The following is a 14,823-nucleotide window of genomic DNA, read 5'->3' on the forward strand; positions in this document are numbered from 1 at the left end:
AGGGCTAGCTCTGGCATAGATGGGCACTGCACTTCTTGAATATGACTCTAGGGCTAGCTCTGGCATAGATGGGCACTGCACTTCTTGAATATGACTCTAGGGCTAGCTCTGGCATAGATGGGCACTGCACTTCTTGAATATGACTCTAGGGCTAGCTCTGGCATAGATGGGCACAGCACCTCTTGAAGATTATTCTAGGGCTAGCTCTGGCATAGATGGGCACTGCACCTCTTGAAGATTATTCTACGGCTAGCTCTGGATAGCGGCACAGCACCTCTTGAGTGATATCAAGTAACTCACCCACACCTATGATGCTATTAAGCCTCTCTTCAAGCTGAGTCGCCTTGTGCTTAGCCTGAGAGGCAATATATTCAAGCTCACGGCGGATATAAGTTAAATCACTTCTATCAGCGGCGCCAATATAGACCCGTAGCGCGATAAATTTCCCTGCTCTTTGACCCGCCTTAATAAATTGTAACTGGACTTCTTTAGTGGTTAGCTCATCCAGCCTGCGAGTGGTGAGGCTAATGGAGCCTCTTGCATGGTGTTTTACTTGAATATACACCTCAAAGAAACTCAACTTGTGTTGATGTTTCATTTTTTTGCATGGCTCGAAATAATACTGTTTAAATTGGCCACCCTCTAACAAGGGCGTGAGGTTGTATTGCAGGGTGTTCTCTGTGCCAGCGGCAAATAAATGGCTAATTTCATCTGCTTTGGTGCCAATGCCTAAACAAGCTATTTTGGCAGACTTACTGGTCTTTTCAATAAAGAAAGGCACACCAGCCAGTTGGCGAGTGAGTAGATTTTTCATCCCATCAGAGAGCTCTTTAAGCGCGCCATTGGGCTCTGATAGTTGAGTTAATTTATCTTTATTGTGTTGAATAAGCTTATTCATAAATTCGGCGCCCACGTGAGGCGTGTGCCCAAGAGTGGCACTTAGGTGCAAATGGCTGCCTTGGTATCGAGTTTGAACTAACTGATAATTTAGCTGATTAAGTTGAACATTACCGGCTATAGCTTGTAATTTCGGAAAACTCAGTTGTACTGCTGCTGGGCTGGTAAAGTCGATTTTTTCATCGAGTTTAATTTGCAAACCACGGCTAGAAATATCGCAGCTGACGCCGCTGGCTTTTTTATCACCTTGGCTTATGTCTACGCTGGTCTTAAAGTTAAATCTGGCTTCATGGCGGCGCTCACTAAAGGGCATAGATAAGCGCTTAATACTAGTATTTTTAACCTTCTCTTGGGCAAAGGCTTTGAGATCGTTGACATCGTTGTGATACACCCAAGCTTGGTAGTCTTGCCTAACATCAGGGTTACTGACATCTTGTAATTGCAGCACATGGGACATTTTTTGCAGTTCTTGCTCGGCTTCGTCAGAGTAGAGAGGATCATCACCGGGTAAGGTTGAACTCTTGTAATGTTGCTTATGGTCGATTTGATGTTGGGTGACTTTAAACACTCGCCAGCTGTCTTTTTTAGCACCAAAGCCAAAGAACAAGGCTTGAGTCTGAGTTTGAATGAGCTCAGCAAGGCTGGCTGAATAGAAATGGATCCGGCCGTTTGCCGTATGAGTAAAACAAAAAAACAGCCTGTGGTTGGCATCTTCAGCGTGAGTGATGATTTTATTGAGACGCACTGGGGTTAGCATTGCCGGTAGCTGGCAATTTGCATGTTCATCTTTAAAAAAGCTTTGGATCTCAGTGTTACCCACATTAAGTAACTCATGACTTAAGTGATATTGCTGTTTATCTTGAGTTAAGTATAAGGCTAAGTGTTTAAAAAGTGGTAAATAATGACGCTCAAAACCAAGTCCTGTCGCTGTCACAACCACATCATTCACATCTAATTTGTAGCGAAACTTATAGCTGTTTATTAGCTCACGGATCAATTTATCTAAGGACTCACCAGCGCCGACACGCTTGAGTCGAACGGTAGTTTCTTGACTGTTATGCTGTAAATCAACAATTTTATACTCTACGCCAAGTTGCAGTTCTTCAAAATATTCATCTTCGTTTAGCGCGCTTAATTTAACAACTATAGGTCTATCGGCATCAATGGCTTGACTAGCGTCGAGCTTAATCCTAGCGCCGCTGACGGATAAATCCAAAGTGGTGCCGCTAAACTCGCTCATGCCCTGCTGCTGCATTCTGACCTTGATGCTGTAGTTCATTCGTTCTTCGGTGCGGCTGAAATAATTGCCGATCACCACAGCTGGAACTATGAATTCATTGACATCTTGGTTATCTGATTGCGCTTTAGCCTGCAAAAACTTTTGCTTATATAAGTATTTTTTGTGAGCTTTGATAACATGTTCATATACCCCTAAAGTGTACTTGTTGCGGTACAGGGGGAGCGATTGCAGCAAAGCTTTTTGTGCAGGTTCATCTAAAAAATGAGTGATACCACCTAGGGTTATCTCCTGACATTCCAGCTCCGTTTTATCACGCATATCGATAATACGGGTGCAAATTGTAGCCAGCCGACTGAGCTCCATCTTAATTAGAAAACGGGTGGAATTGGACTCGTCAGCCGTTAATTGGGTGAAAATCTCCTGAAAATCAGGTTCCATTAACAGTGGCTTTAATTGCTCAATCAGAGCGGTGTGGTTGTCTAAACTCATTATGTTTTCGTTTTTAATGCTTCTTGTGAGTCTGGCTGTTAATCTTATCGGCAAAAAACTGCTGGGCTTTATTGATTTTATACCTAAAGTATAAATTAAGCGTATTGATTATACTGGTTTTCTTCTTATTTCGCAGTGTGTTTCTGTCTCTCGTTTTTCAGGTTTATTATTATGGCTAAAAATAAGACGGCTTATGTTTGTAATGAATGTGGCCAAGATTTCCCGCGCTGGCAAGGACAATGCAACGTCTGCCAAGCGTGGAATTGTATTACTGAGGTACGCTTAGGCACAGGTAGTAGTGCGACTCGTACTCATCAATTTGCGGGCTACGCAGGGGCAGCAGGCAGTGGGACTGCCAAAGTGCAGACCCTAGATAAAATTGATTTAAATGCCCAGCCCCGCATAGCGAGTTCCTTTGCAGAACTCGATAGGGTACTCGGCGGCGGCATAGTCCCTGGCAGTGCTATTTTGATTGGCGGTCATCCTGGTGCAGGTAAAAGCACCTTGCTACTGCAGACCTTATGTCAGTTAGCTCAGGTGATGCCAGCGCTTTATGTCACTGGAGAGGAGTCACTGCAACAGGTTGCCATGCGAGCTCACAGGCTAGGATTGCCCACGGCAAATTTAAACATGTTGTCTGAGACCAGCGTTGAGGCTATTTGTGATATCGCCCTGCAAGAAAAGCCCAAGGTCATAGTCATAGATTCAATTCAAGTCATGCACATGAGTGATGTGCAATCTTCCCCTGGCAGTGTGTCTCAGGTGCGGGAGTCAGCCTCTTACTTAACCCGTTTTGCGAAACAGCAAGGAATTGCCATCATCATGGTGGGTCATGTGACCAAAGACGGCAGTCTCGCAGGCCCTAAGGTGCTGGAACACTGCATAGATTGCTCTGTGATGTTTGAAGGTGACAGCGACAGTCGCTACCGTACTCTGCGTTCTCACAAAAACCGTTTTGGAGCCATCAATGAACTTGGGGTATTTGCCATGACGGAGCGCGGGCTTAAGGAAGTGGCCAATCCATCGGCAATATTCTTATCCCGTGGTGAGGAGGCTGCATCAGGCTCCTTGGTGATGGTGGTGTGGGAAGGCACCCGCCCCTTGCTGGTGGAGTTACAAGTGTTAGTCGACAGCTCTGCGATGGCAAACCCCAGGCGGGTGGCTGTGGGGATGGATGCTAACCGTTTGGCTATGCTGCTGGCCGTTATGCACCGCCATGGTGGGTTACAAATGTCAGATCAAGATGTGTTTGTTAACGTGGTTGGCGGAGTTAAAGTATCCGAAACTAGCGCGGATTTAACTTTGTTGTTGGCTATGGTGTCGAGTTTTCGCGGCGAGATTTTGCCAACTGATTTAGTGGTGTTTGGTGAAGTGGGCTTATCTGGTGAAATACGCCCAGTCCCTAATGGTCAGGAGCGTTTGATTGAAGCGGCTAAGCACGGTTTTACTCGCGCAATCGTTCCTAAAGCCAACGTGCCTAAAAAGCCGCCTGCAGGTATGCAAGTGATAGGGGTCAGTAAATTATCTCAAGCACTAGAAGTGCTTTAATGCGAAGACGATAACGTAATGGTTAGTATGACTTGCTACAAATATTGAGAAGGATTTGCTAGCAAAAAGGATCCCCTGGGGATCCTTTTTCATTGTTGTTTTTTTAGCATCTTTATTAGTGATTAAATGCCATGAGCATGTTCATGTTCTTCTATAAACAGCGCTAGCTCTCTGTGTAGCAATTCGGTATCACCTAAATTGAGCTCCACCATGCGTTTAAGGTGACTGATGCTATCAATATCTATGTGTAAGCATTCTAACCTGAGATTAACGGTATCTTTTACGATTATCCCCACTTCCATGGTGATTTTTATCTCAGAATCTGGCAGGAAAAACACTAAGGATAGTGCAGTGTTATTTGGCTCAAAGTCAGGAGGCGTTTCGACTAATGCACCGTTGAGACACAGGTCAAGGATCTTGGTTTCCCAAACGGCATCCCCTTGGTACAAGTGCGCACTGGTCGCAAAGAGGAAACGGGAAAAGCGTCGTTTTTCATCCATAACAAGTCCTTTATCGAGTAGGGCATTTATTGTATTAAGCATAAGGTATTTATGTTTAGCTGCACAAGTATTCAGCAAAAATGCGATAAAATCAGCTTTAATTTAGGCCTTTGCTTCAAAATGGCAATAGGCTTTTAGTATATCTTTCCAGGTGATGACCCCCAGTAAGGTTTTACCGTTTGCGACAGGTAAGCAACTTATTTTATTTTTAAGTAATAGGTAGCTAGCTTCATCTAAGCTGGCATCAGGACTGACGCTGATAGGGTTTCTGACCATGATTTGATGGACACGTTTATTGAGTGTGTCCAGATCTTTGACTGTCTCATTGATTTTACCTAAGTTAGGGCTGATTGAGCGCAACATGTCACGTTCAGATAATATCCCCACTAGTTGTTTGTCTTCTACAACCAATAGATGGTGAAATGCGACTTGTTCAAAGATATGTTTTACCACACTGAGCCTGTCATCCATTTTCACACTTGCCACGCGGGTTTTCATTATATCGGCAATTTTTTTCGTGCTAGATGAGCTGGCTGTCGTAGTTGTTGTATTCATTATGTCCCCTTAGCAGCCGTATTAGTTTTATATTAATTTAAAATCAGAATACTCTCAGTGCATTTGAATCATTCTGAATAAAGTTAACCTTAGGTACCGCAGTAAAATTCGCCATGAAATCATTACACTTGAGGTTAGCCTAGTTTTTTATTTTTGCATGTAATATCAGCACGGAAAGTGATATTTATGACAAAAAAAGAGACCCTAAGGTCTCTTTGGTTAACGATTTGTTTGGGGCGTTAGAGTAACAAGTGAGCAGCGCCTGCAATTACAGGCAAGGTGACTAAGGTACGCAAAATGAATACCACAAATAAATCGAAGAAGTTCACCGGAATTTTACTGCCAAGTAGCAAGGCACCCACTTCACTCATGTAAATAAGTTGAGTCACAGAAAGCGCCGCAATCACAAAGCGCGTTAGATCAGACTCAATGGAGCTGGCAAGAATTGACGGGATAAACATATCGGCAAAACCCACAACGATAGTTTTTGAGGCATCCACAGCTTCAGGTATTTGCAATAGCTCCAATAAAGGTACAAAGGGCATACCTAAATAGTTAAAAATAGGCGTATGTTCGGCAAGTATTAGCGCTATGGTGCCAATGGCCATTACCGCTGGAATGATACCGAAAATCATATCGACAGCGTTTTTAGCACCTTCTTCGAATAAATGCTTAACGCCGCCAGCTTTTTCCGCTTTCTCTAGTGCTTGCTCATAACCCCAAGACACGACACTGTGGTTCGATGGGATCATTTCGTCATCGGCATGGCGAGGAGTGTCATCGATATAATTATCTTTCTTCCATGATAATGGTGGTAGTTTAGGCACGATAATGGCAGCCACAACACCAGCTAAACACACAGTTAAATAAAATGGAATGAACAGATACTCAAGCTTAACTTGAGAAATCACTACTAGGCTGAAAGTTATAGACACAGCTGAGAAGGTGGTACCAATAACTGCAGCTTCACGTTGAGTGTAAAAACGGGTTTCATACTGCTTGTTGGTCATTAAGATGCCGACACTGCCATCACCTAACCAAGAGGCCATACAATCGATAGCGCTGCGACCTGGAAGATTAAACACGGGGCGCATTATTTTGGTCATCATGGTACCAAAAAACTCTAATAAACCGAAGTTTACCAACAGTGGCAATAAGATCCCAGCCAGTATAAATACCGAAAACAGCACAGGTAATAAATCGTTTAATACCAAGGCGCCAGTAGCAGAAGAGTAGATGATCTCAGGGCCAATCTGCAGGTAAGTCATCACCACAAATACCGCGCCGAGTATGCGCATGAACACCCAAAGTGAGGGGATTAGCATTAATGTGGTGAAAAAAGGGCTCTGGGTAATAAATTTAGGCTTTATCAGCTTAGCAAGCACTGTGGCTATAGCCATAAACACTATGATGCAAGTGACTATTAAGGTGAGTGAATCAGCCAATAGGGCTTGCAATGTTTTTGCTAATACTGCGATAGGGATAGTGATTGCGCCATCATAGCTAATAGGCAGCATAAACAGCAGCAAGCCAATAAGTGAAGGCAGAATAAAAGTGATGATGGTTTTTAGATTATGTTGTTTTTTTGGAACTTCCACTGCGTGTTACCTGTAGGGCTACTGTAGAAATGCAAGGCCAGTTTTATGGTCCAAACCTGCATTTTACTCGCCTCAAAATGAGGGCTGTATAAAAATAGACTGCAAGATTACCCGCTAATGAAGCGGAAAGCCAACACTATCAGGCGCTACCGGGTGGTTAACCTTGTTGTTTAGCTATGCAGTATTAGTGATTTATTAGTATGGCCGCCAATGTTAGATAATAAATATGACTAAAAATAACTGAGCATCCAAAAAAACCGCCTCAGCAATTGCTAACTGAGGCGGAGTGGGAAGCGGCGATTAACATGAGTTGCCATCGATAATGGTGATTACTTGAACGCAGTAACATCTAGCGACTTAAGATGAGACCTGATTAAATCCTGCTTGGTTAAACCAATAACCATTGCAACTTTGGCTGCAGCTTTGGCTCTGTGGTGTTTGCTGCTTTGCCAATGTACGGCACAGCTCATCGGCCAGTTCAATGCTACTAAGCGCGGTGGGCGATACCCTAAAATAATTGACTCCTAATGTCTGCATTGCTGGGATTTCACTAATAAGGTCAACATAAGAAGCGGATTGTGTCTGAATACCATTAAGACGTAATAGTGGTTGATCTTCCTGAGTTTGCGCTAACATGCCTTTGGGGTGAGTCTTGCAAATGGTGTCGCAATTGTCCTTTCTCAGACCAAAATGCTTGGCGGTGAAGCAGCGGGCCGAATGCGCAAGCGGCATATAACCGTGGCCCATGACTTCAATATCGAACTCAGGTTTATTTTCTATCACCTTAGTGAGCCAGTCTTTTGAAAGCTCATAGGGCATCACAAAGCGCACCATGCCCATCTTGTGCAAGATATCTAGGCTGGCACGATTGTAATTATTAATGCTTGGGCCGCAAATAAATGGCAGTTTGGCTTCACAGGCGTAATGCACAGCAGCCATGTCGTTGGCTTCAATAATAAATTCACCGTTATCGATATATTTTCTAAGCTCGCCTATTTCAGACTGTGCTTCAATTAAAGCCATGGTGGATAAGATAACCTCTTTGCCTGCCGCTTTTAATTGGCGGGCTATGGCGAGGTAATCGTTAAGCTTCACTTCTCGGCGCCTGCTGCAGACGGTTTCGCCTAAATACACGCTATGCACTTGGCTTTGAGCGGCTTTTTCATAGAAAGCCTGAACCTTGTCTTTTTCCCAGCAATAGCTGATTGGGCCTAATGTTATTTTCATTGTTCACCTACTTTGTATCAGTCTGTTTTTATTGTTATTAAACTTGTTATTGCCACTGACGTTCATAGGCGCCTAAAGTGGTCGTTTGCCCTTCGGACACTTTTGCGAGTACTCGCTGCCACTCTTGGGTTTCATGGTAGGCGCTTGGGTTGGCAAAGTAAGTGTCGATGGCGCTGCGCCAAACCCGGGTGACTTGTTCCACATAGGCTGGGCTGCGCTGACGGCCTTCAATTTTAAGTGACTTAATTCCGCTTGCAGCAAGTTCTGGCAATAGGCTTAAGGTGTTTAAGCTGGTGGGAGATTCCAGTAAGTATTTAGCGTCTGACTCGCCTTCTGCTACATAGCGGCCCTTGCAGACGACGGGATAACCTAGCTGCTCAGTTTCATCGGCCTTGTCGATAAGCACTTCATTAAGGCGTGTCATTCGGTGTTTGCCTTCATCTTGCCAGCGTACGTGTTTAGCGGGGGAGCAGGAGCCGCCAGTATTAGGCGATTGTCCGGTAACATAAGAGGACAAATGACAGCGACCTTCAGCCATGATGCATAAGCTGCCAAAGGCAAATACTTCTAAATCCACTGGGCTGACTTTAGATAAATCACGTACTTGCTTGATGGACAATACCCTCGGCAGCACCGCGCGCTGGATATTAAAGGCGTTTTGATAAAAAGACAGTGCGCCTAAATTGGTGGCACTCGCTTGCACTGATAAGTGCAATGGCAACTGAGGGTAATGCTCATGGGCATAACTGAGCAGTGAAAGGTCAGCAACAATAAGTGCATCCATCTGAAGTCTTGCGGCTAAATCTACCGCATCATACCAGCGCCATTCTTCACCGGGTTTAGGGAAGGTGTTGATGGTTAAAAATACTTGCCGGCCTTGGCTATGGGCAAGCTCTGTGGCGTACTTAATTTGCTCTGGGGTGAAATTAAGCCCAGCGAAGGAGCGGGCATTAGTGTCATCTTTTAATCCAAGGTAAACAGCATCGGCGCCAGCATTAAAGGCGGCTTTTAAAGCGGCAAGATTACCTGCCGGACAGAGGAGTTCCATGATGTATCTCGCAATTTTGTTATCATCTGGGTGAGAGGGCAGTGTAAAAGTGATTGAGTTAACAAGATTTGATTTGAAACAGGTTTCTATAGATAAAATGTGAGTAAACTGGTTTGAAATTGCGTTTATTTTCTGTAGGAGAAACTCATGCTTAGCACTGTGAAGCAGCAATTGGCTCAAGCCATCTTAAGCCAAGCCCCAAAATTAACTCGCCATTCATTGGCTGTGGTGCCAAATAAATTCAAACGTGAGGCCATCCAGAAAGTGCTGGCCATGGGATTAAAGCAGCCGCTTCAACAAGGCGAGATGGATTTTCTCGAAGATAAGTGGGTCAAGATTGAAGTATTGGATATCGGGCTTGATTTTGAGCTGAGCGTCACTAAAAAGGCCGGTGGGATGGCATTATTGCTGCGTGCCCCCACTCAAGCGGATGTGACCTTTAGCGCCAACGTGCCTGAGTTACTCTTAATCGCCTCTGGCAAGGAGGATCCCGATAGCTTGTTTTTTCAGCGCAAACTATTAATCGAAGGCGATACTGAGCTGGGACTTGAGGTGAAGAACTTATTGCTTGCCATCGAGCTTGATGCCCTGCCAAGTTTTATACGTGTCGGCATTGAAAAATGCTCCCAAGGGCTTGAAACATTGCAATCACACAGTCTAGCGGCTGCCTCTTAATTGGCTGAAAGGGGCTAGGCCCCTGCTTTCACATCACAGCATAAAAACTATTTAACACATCACAGCAAAAAATGTGTATCCAACCTCTTTGATGTTATGCAAATAAGCCGTTAAACAGCAAACAGGTAAGTTGCAAAGCCTGCCCAGCTCAATAGCAATAAAGTTATCGCTATCCAGGTGGCAGTGGTGAATTGAGTTTGCGACTCAAGATCGGCATCAAACGCTTCATTGTTATCGTGAGCATCGCTTGAGTTTTTTGCTGGACGAGATTTGGCTTTTAATTGCAGTTTACGGGCTTTATCCCGTTGCCGTGATTTGGCTTTGTGCTGCTTTTTATACTCGGCAATGCCTTTTTCAATCCCTTGGGCAATCAGCCGGGTTTGCTCTTTCGTTTGCCCAGGCTTTTGAATCGCCTTGGCGATAGCTTGGGCGTCTTGCTGGGTCTCGTTTGAGATTGTGGTTTTCATCTGGACATCTACTTTAGTTATTTTGCTTTATCATCATTGGCTTGATTATATAGGTTTAATTATAAGGCAGGTCAATGATGATAAAACAGCTAAATGTCTAGGCTACGCCCAAATGCTGCCGTTTAACAAGCTTGATTACAACCACAGGTTACAGCTTGCCTGTGAGGCTAGCGTATTTAATCAATAGCTCGTCTTGGGACTCTTTATTATTAGGGTCGATGGCGATGCAATCGATAGGACAGACAGAAATGCAAGTGGGCTTATCATAGTGCCCCACGCATTCAGTGCACAGCTTGGGGTCGATTTGATAGATTTCCTCCCCAAGGGCGATAGCCTGATTGGGGCATTCAGGCTCGCACATGTCGCAATTTATGCAGCTGTCATCAATCAAGAGTGCCATTAAGCACAGCCCGATGAGTGCGGGTTACGGGTGTCCGCGCCTTGGGGCAAGTTGCGCATCAGTATTGCTTTGGTTAACTCCACCTCAGGGGCTATGGTGATAAACACAAAGTGTCCAGATCCCAGACCCGCTTCGACCTGTTCACCTTTGCGGTTAATCAACTTATCTATGTTCAGGGTGAAATTGCCTTGGGGCGTCATCACTTCAACACTATCGCCCACGGAAAACTTATTCTTCACATCAACTTCTGCCATACCTGCGTCGTTGCGCTTACCGGTAAACTCCCCAACAAATTGCTGAGTGTCGCTGATGGAGTAGCCGTGCTCATAGTTTTGATATTCATCATGGACGTGGCGACGTAAAAAACCTTCGGTGTAACCGCGATGGGCTAAGCCTTCGAGATTGTGCATTAAGCTGCGGTCAAAATCTTTACCACTGGCGGCATCTTCTATGGCTTGGCGATAAAGCTGCGCGGTGCGGGCAACGTAATAGAAAGACTTAGTGCGGCCTTCAATCTTCAATGAATCTATGCCCATTTTCGTTAGGCGCTCTACGTGCTGAATTGCCCGTAGGTCTTTTGAATTCATGATGTAAGTGCCGTGTTCATCCTCAAAGGCTGGCATAAGCTCACCTGGGCGACCTGGCTCTTCGAGTAAAAACATTTTATCTGTTGGGGCGCCTTCACCTAAGGTTGGTACGGCAATTTGTGCATCCCTTGGATTGTAAATAGCAGGGCTAGATTGCAGCGCTATGATGTCACCATTGTCATCTTGCTTGGCTTCGTGGGCATCGTATTTCCAGCGGCAGCTATTAGTGCATGTGCCTTGGTTTGGATCGCGCTTATTGATGTAGCCAGATAACAGGCAGCGGCCAGAATAAGCCATGCACAGGGCACCATGCACGAACACTTCAAGCTCGATATCTGGGCAGCGCTGGCGAATTTCTTCAATCTCATCTAAGGATAATTCGCGGGATAAAATCACCCGCTTAATACCTTGCTGTTGCCAAAACTTTACCGAAGCCCAGTTAATGGCGTTAGCTTGTACAGATAAATGCACCACTTGATCAGGAAAGGCTTCACGCACCATCATAATCAGCCCAGGATCAGACATAATAAGCGCATCTGGCTGCATGGCTACCACAGGCTGCATATCTTTGATATAAGTCTTTAATTTGGCATTGTGGGGCGCAATATTACTTACCACATAGAGCTTTTTGCCTAATTCATGGGCTTCTTGAATACCTGAGGCCAAGTTTTCCATTTTAAATTCATTGTTACGCACCCTAAGGCTGTACCTTGGCTGGCCTGCATAAACGGCATCGGCGCCATAGGCAAAGGCGTAGCGCATATTTTTCAGGGTACCGGCGGGGGATAATAACTCAGGTTTAAACATGCTTAGTCTCGAGTAGTACTAGTGGGTTCGCAAAGTGCGCAGGGGCTGCATTTTAGGTTCAGGTGATACCAGTCGCAAACTCAGGGGGTAAAAGTGTGCGCTAGATCAACCTGAATTTTTGTAAGGGAATTTAGGCGATCACTCAGAAGCTAAGTCAGGCTCAATCTGGCGGTTGAGTTTCATGGGTTAAACCGCTTGTGTGTAGCCGAGGTTTTAAGCATCTTGTGCTTTTCTTCTACTTTGCTCATCCATATTTTGTCTCAGCTGGTATAATCTTCAATTAATAAAATAAAATAATGCTATTGGATGCTAAACCCATGACAGCAGAACATCAGGTACTGGTAGGATTACTCAAAAAACTTAAAGAAGATGCCTTGATATTACCCACCTTGCCAGAAGTGGCAATGCGGGTGCAAGAAGTGGTGGCGCGCCCTGAAACTAGTCTTAAACAGGTGGGTGATATCATAGGTCAAGATGCGGCTATTTCGGCTCGTATCGTCAAAGTTGCTAACAGTGTTATGTATTGTCGTGGTCCTAAAGCTGAAAATATTCGCGCTGCGGTAAATCGTATTGGTTTGGTTAAAATCAAAACCATAGCGACTTCTGTTGCTATGGAGCAATTGTTTATTTCCAGTAATGAAATGGTCTGGGAAGTCATGGACGAAGTGTGGCAAACTTCAATTGAAGTGACCGCGGCCGCAGGTTCTATGCTACTAATGTACAATCGCCGTAACCCATTAAAAGCGTTAGACAGAGAAACCCTTACCCTTGCAGGATTGGTGCATAATATTGGCGCCCTACCTGTGCTTACTGAGGCAGAGTCTCAGCCAGATTTATTTACCAGCATAGATCAGCTACGTTTATTGGTAAGAAAAATGCAAGGGCCAATAGGGCGAGCGGTATTAAAAAGTTGGGATTTTGCCCCAGAAGTGATGCAAGTGGTTGAGCATTGGAGTGACTTAAATTACTTGCCTGAAACAGTAAGTTACGTGGATTTTATTCGCGCGGCAGCATTTTATACCAGTGAGTTGCGTTCAGGAGATGAATTGCAACAGCGCCTTGGTGTGTTTGCAGAGCGGGGTCTACCAGTCACCCCAGAAGATTTAGCCAGTGATGAATTCATGGATACTTTCCACTCCATTAAACAAAGTTATCAGTAGCCAAGCGGGATTATGTGGCAGCAATTATCAGGAGATAAAACTCAGTGTCAGTGATTAATATACTGTTATTGTTTACGTTGCTTTTAACAGTAGCCTTAATTGCTGTGACTGTGGTAGCGCTAAGGTACATTCAGCGCCAGCGACGGTTTTTATCTTTATTAAGTCAAACCTTAGCATCGCAAAAAAATCAGCACATCGCGCTTAATTTTCCCAGCACACCTAAACTATTCGAGCCTTTGCTGCAAGTGTTGCAGCAATTACAGCAACAAGTGCCTTTTTCAATTGAACACGACAAGCTCACAGGCCTTGCTAACCGAGTGGGATGTAAACGCTACCTTAAGTGTCGTCTTCCGTTGCAAAAAGGCCTCTTAGTGCTGGTGGATATTCAGCGTTTTCGGTTTGTTAACAATTTATTTGGTTTTGCCTTTGGTGACTTATTGCTACAAGACTTAGCTAAACGCATCCAAACCTTAACCCCAACCCCTGACTTTGTTGCTCGAATGAATGGCGATGAGTTTCTCATGTTTTACCAAGATGAGCTAAGCGATGAGTCTTTGCAGGCTATAAAGCTTCATTTACAGCGGATATTTGAGATTGAGCAAACGCCTATCAGTGTGAAAATGCAATTGGGAGTCTTAAACCTAAAGCTGCATAACGCCGACATGAGTTTAATGCTAAGGCGTTTAGATTTGGCCTTGAAAAAAGCCAAGCAGTGTAAAAAATCCATGGCCCACTATCAGCAAGATGATGACATGGTGCAGTATCGTGAGCTGCTTATTATTAACTCCTTACCTAAAGCGTTAAAGCAAGAGCAAATGTATTTGCTGTATCAAGCTAAGTTGAATTTACATAGTGGGGATTGTCAGCAAGTTGAAGCACTGATCCGTTGGCAACACCCGAGTTTAGGTAGTTTATCTCCGGTTGAATTTATTCCCTTAGCAGAACATAGCGGCATGATAGATTTGGTCAGTTATTGGGTGCTCGACACAGTATTAGCCCAACAAGCCGCTTGGCTAGCCCAAGGGTTTGAAGTCAAGGTTGCGGTTAATTTATCCACCTCTGACTTAGATAATCCTCAACTTGCAGAGGAAATTAATGCCAAACTTAAGCATTATAATGTGCCAGCGGCGAGTTTAGTGATTGAAATCACTGAAAGCGTGTTAATGGAAGATCTTGAGCGAACAATTAGTCGTCTTCAAGCCCTACGCAGCATAGGTGTAAAACTGGCCATTGATGATTTTGGTACCGGCCATTCTTCATTAGCCTACTTACGATTTTTACCTGTGGATGAAGTTAAAATTGACAAAGCTTTTTTGGAGGATTTTGACTCGGATAATAGAAGTAAACAATTGATTAAGAGCAGCATAGAATTGGCAAAAAACTTAGGTTTTGAAGTCACAGTTGAAGGTGTCGAGTCTAAATCAGTACTTGAGCAGCTTAAAAGTTTTGGCGTCGATACCATTCAAGGTGATTATTACGCTAAGCCCCTTGAGCCCGAGGCGTTCCAGGCTCAATTCATTGCATTTAATCAGCAGGCAAGCCATTAAAAACGGCAGCTTGTTTTGTTATTAATTTAAGTATTAACCTAAGTACTATCTAAATACTATCTAAGTACTATCTAAGTA

General features: G+C 44.3%; 13 protein-coding genes. 4 read left to right on the forward strand and 9 right to left on the reverse strand.

All coding sequences use genetic code 11. From position 1 onward, the window contains the following. Positions 1–238: 238 nt before the first annotated feature. Positions 239–2,626: a PilZ domain-containing protein gene (locus H5073_RS12700; RefSeq protein WP_182679939.1), complete on the reverse strand. Its 2,388-nt coding sequence runs from the start codon at positions 2,624–2,626 to the stop codon at positions 239–241. A 171-nt stretch (positions 2,627–2,797) separates the two neighbouring features. Between H5073_RS12700 and radA the strand changes: the two genes are divergently transcribed. Beyond that, on the forward strand, positions 2,798–4,174 hold the full coding sequence (radA, locus tag H5073_RS12705) for a DNA repair protein RadA (RefSeq protein WP_182679940.1): 1,377 nt from the start codon (positions 2,798–2,800) through the stop codon (positions 4,172–4,174). A gap of 122 nt (positions 4,175–4,296) precedes the next feature. On the opposite strand, the gene H5073_RS12710 is transcribed toward radA, so the two are convergent. The 5 genes from H5073_RS12710 to H5073_RS12730 form a co-directional block, all read right to left on the reverse strand. After that, entirely contained in the window at positions 4,297–4,674 is a 378-nt protein-coding gene (locus tag H5073_RS12710; protein WP_182679941.1) for a PilZ domain-containing protein, read from the reverse strand. Between the two features lie 102 nt (positions 4,675–4,776). Further along, on the reverse strand, positions 4,777–5,229 hold the full coding sequence (locus H5073_RS12715) for a CBS domain-containing protein (protein ID WP_182679942.1): 453 nt from the start codon (positions 5,227–5,229) through the stop codon (positions 4,777–4,779). A gap of 239 nt (positions 5,230–5,468) precedes the next feature. Beyond that, entirely contained in the window at positions 5,469–6,827 is a 1,359-nt protein-coding gene (locus tag H5073_RS12720; protein WP_182679943.1) for a YjiH family protein, read from the reverse strand. Between the two features lie 357 nt (positions 6,828–7,184). Next, complete coding sequence (locus H5073_RS12725; protein ID WP_182679944.1) at positions 7,185–8,054, reverse strand: U32 family peptidase; 870 nt, start codon at positions 8,052–8,054, stop codon at positions 7,185–7,187. Positions 8,055–8,100: 46 nt separating this feature from the next. After that, positions 8,101–9,102, reverse strand: coding sequence for a peptidase U32 family protein (locus H5073_RS12730; RefSeq protein WP_182679945.1), 1,002 nt, complete (start codon positions 9,100–9,102; stop codon positions 8,101–8,103). A gap of 147 nt (positions 9,103–9,249) precedes the next feature. Between H5073_RS12730 and H5073_RS12735 the strand changes: the two genes are divergently transcribed. Beyond that, a complete protein-coding gene (locus H5073_RS12735) occupies positions 9,250–9,777 on the forward strand; it encodes an SCP2 domain-containing protein (RefSeq protein ID WP_182679946.1) in 528 nt (175 codons plus the stop codon). Positions 9,778–9,887: 110 nt separating this feature from the next. Here H5073_RS12735 and H5073_RS12740 read toward each other — a convergent pair whose 3' ends face one another. From H5073_RS12740 to yegQ, 3 genes are all read right to left on the reverse strand, one after another. Beyond that, on the reverse strand, positions 9,888–10,244 hold the full coding sequence (locus H5073_RS12740) for a DUF2956 domain-containing protein (protein ID WP_182679947.1): 357 nt from the start codon (positions 10,242–10,244) through the stop codon (positions 9,888–9,890). Positions 10,245–10,392: 148 nt separating this feature from the next. Further along, complete coding sequence (locus tag H5073_RS12745) at positions 10,393–10,644, reverse strand: YfhL family 4Fe-4S dicluster ferredoxin (protein WP_182679948.1); 252 nt, start codon at positions 10,642–10,644, stop codon at positions 10,393–10,395. Beyond that, positions 10,644–12,038 carry a tRNA 5-hydroxyuridine modification protein YegQ gene (gene yegQ, locus H5073_RS12750; RefSeq protein WP_182679949.1) on the reverse strand — a complete coding sequence of 465 codons (1,395 nt, stop codon included), beginning with the start codon at positions 12,036–12,038 and terminating at the stop codon, positions 10,644–10,646. Before yegQ ends, H5073_RS12745 begins: the two co-directional genes overlap by 1 nt. Positions 12,039–12,355: 317 nt before the next feature. On the opposite strand from yegQ, the gene H5073_RS12755 reads away from it, so the two are divergent. Both H5073_RS12755 and H5073_RS12760 read left to right on the forward strand, forming a co-directional pair. Next, positions 12,356–13,198 (forward strand): HDOD domain-containing protein, encoded by an 843-nt coding sequence (locus H5073_RS12755; RefSeq protein WP_182679950.1) that lies wholly within the window; start codon positions 12,356–12,358, stop codon positions 13,196–13,198. Positions 13,199–13,242: 44 nt separating this feature from the next. Continuing rightward, positions 13,243–14,745 carry a bifunctional diguanylate cyclase/phosphodiesterase gene (locus H5073_RS12760; RefSeq protein ID WP_182679951.1) on the forward strand — a complete coding sequence of 501 codons (1,503 nt, stop codon included), beginning with the start codon at positions 13,243–13,245 and terminating at the stop codon, positions 14,743–14,745. The last annotated feature ends 78 nt before the right edge of the window (positions 14,746–14,823 follow it).

The sequence above is a fragment of the Shewanella sp. SR44-3 genome (assembly GCF_014163735.1).
In the GTDB taxonomy this organism is placed as follows: Bacteria; Pseudomonadota; Gammaproteobacteria; order Enterobacterales; family Shewanellaceae; genus Shewanella.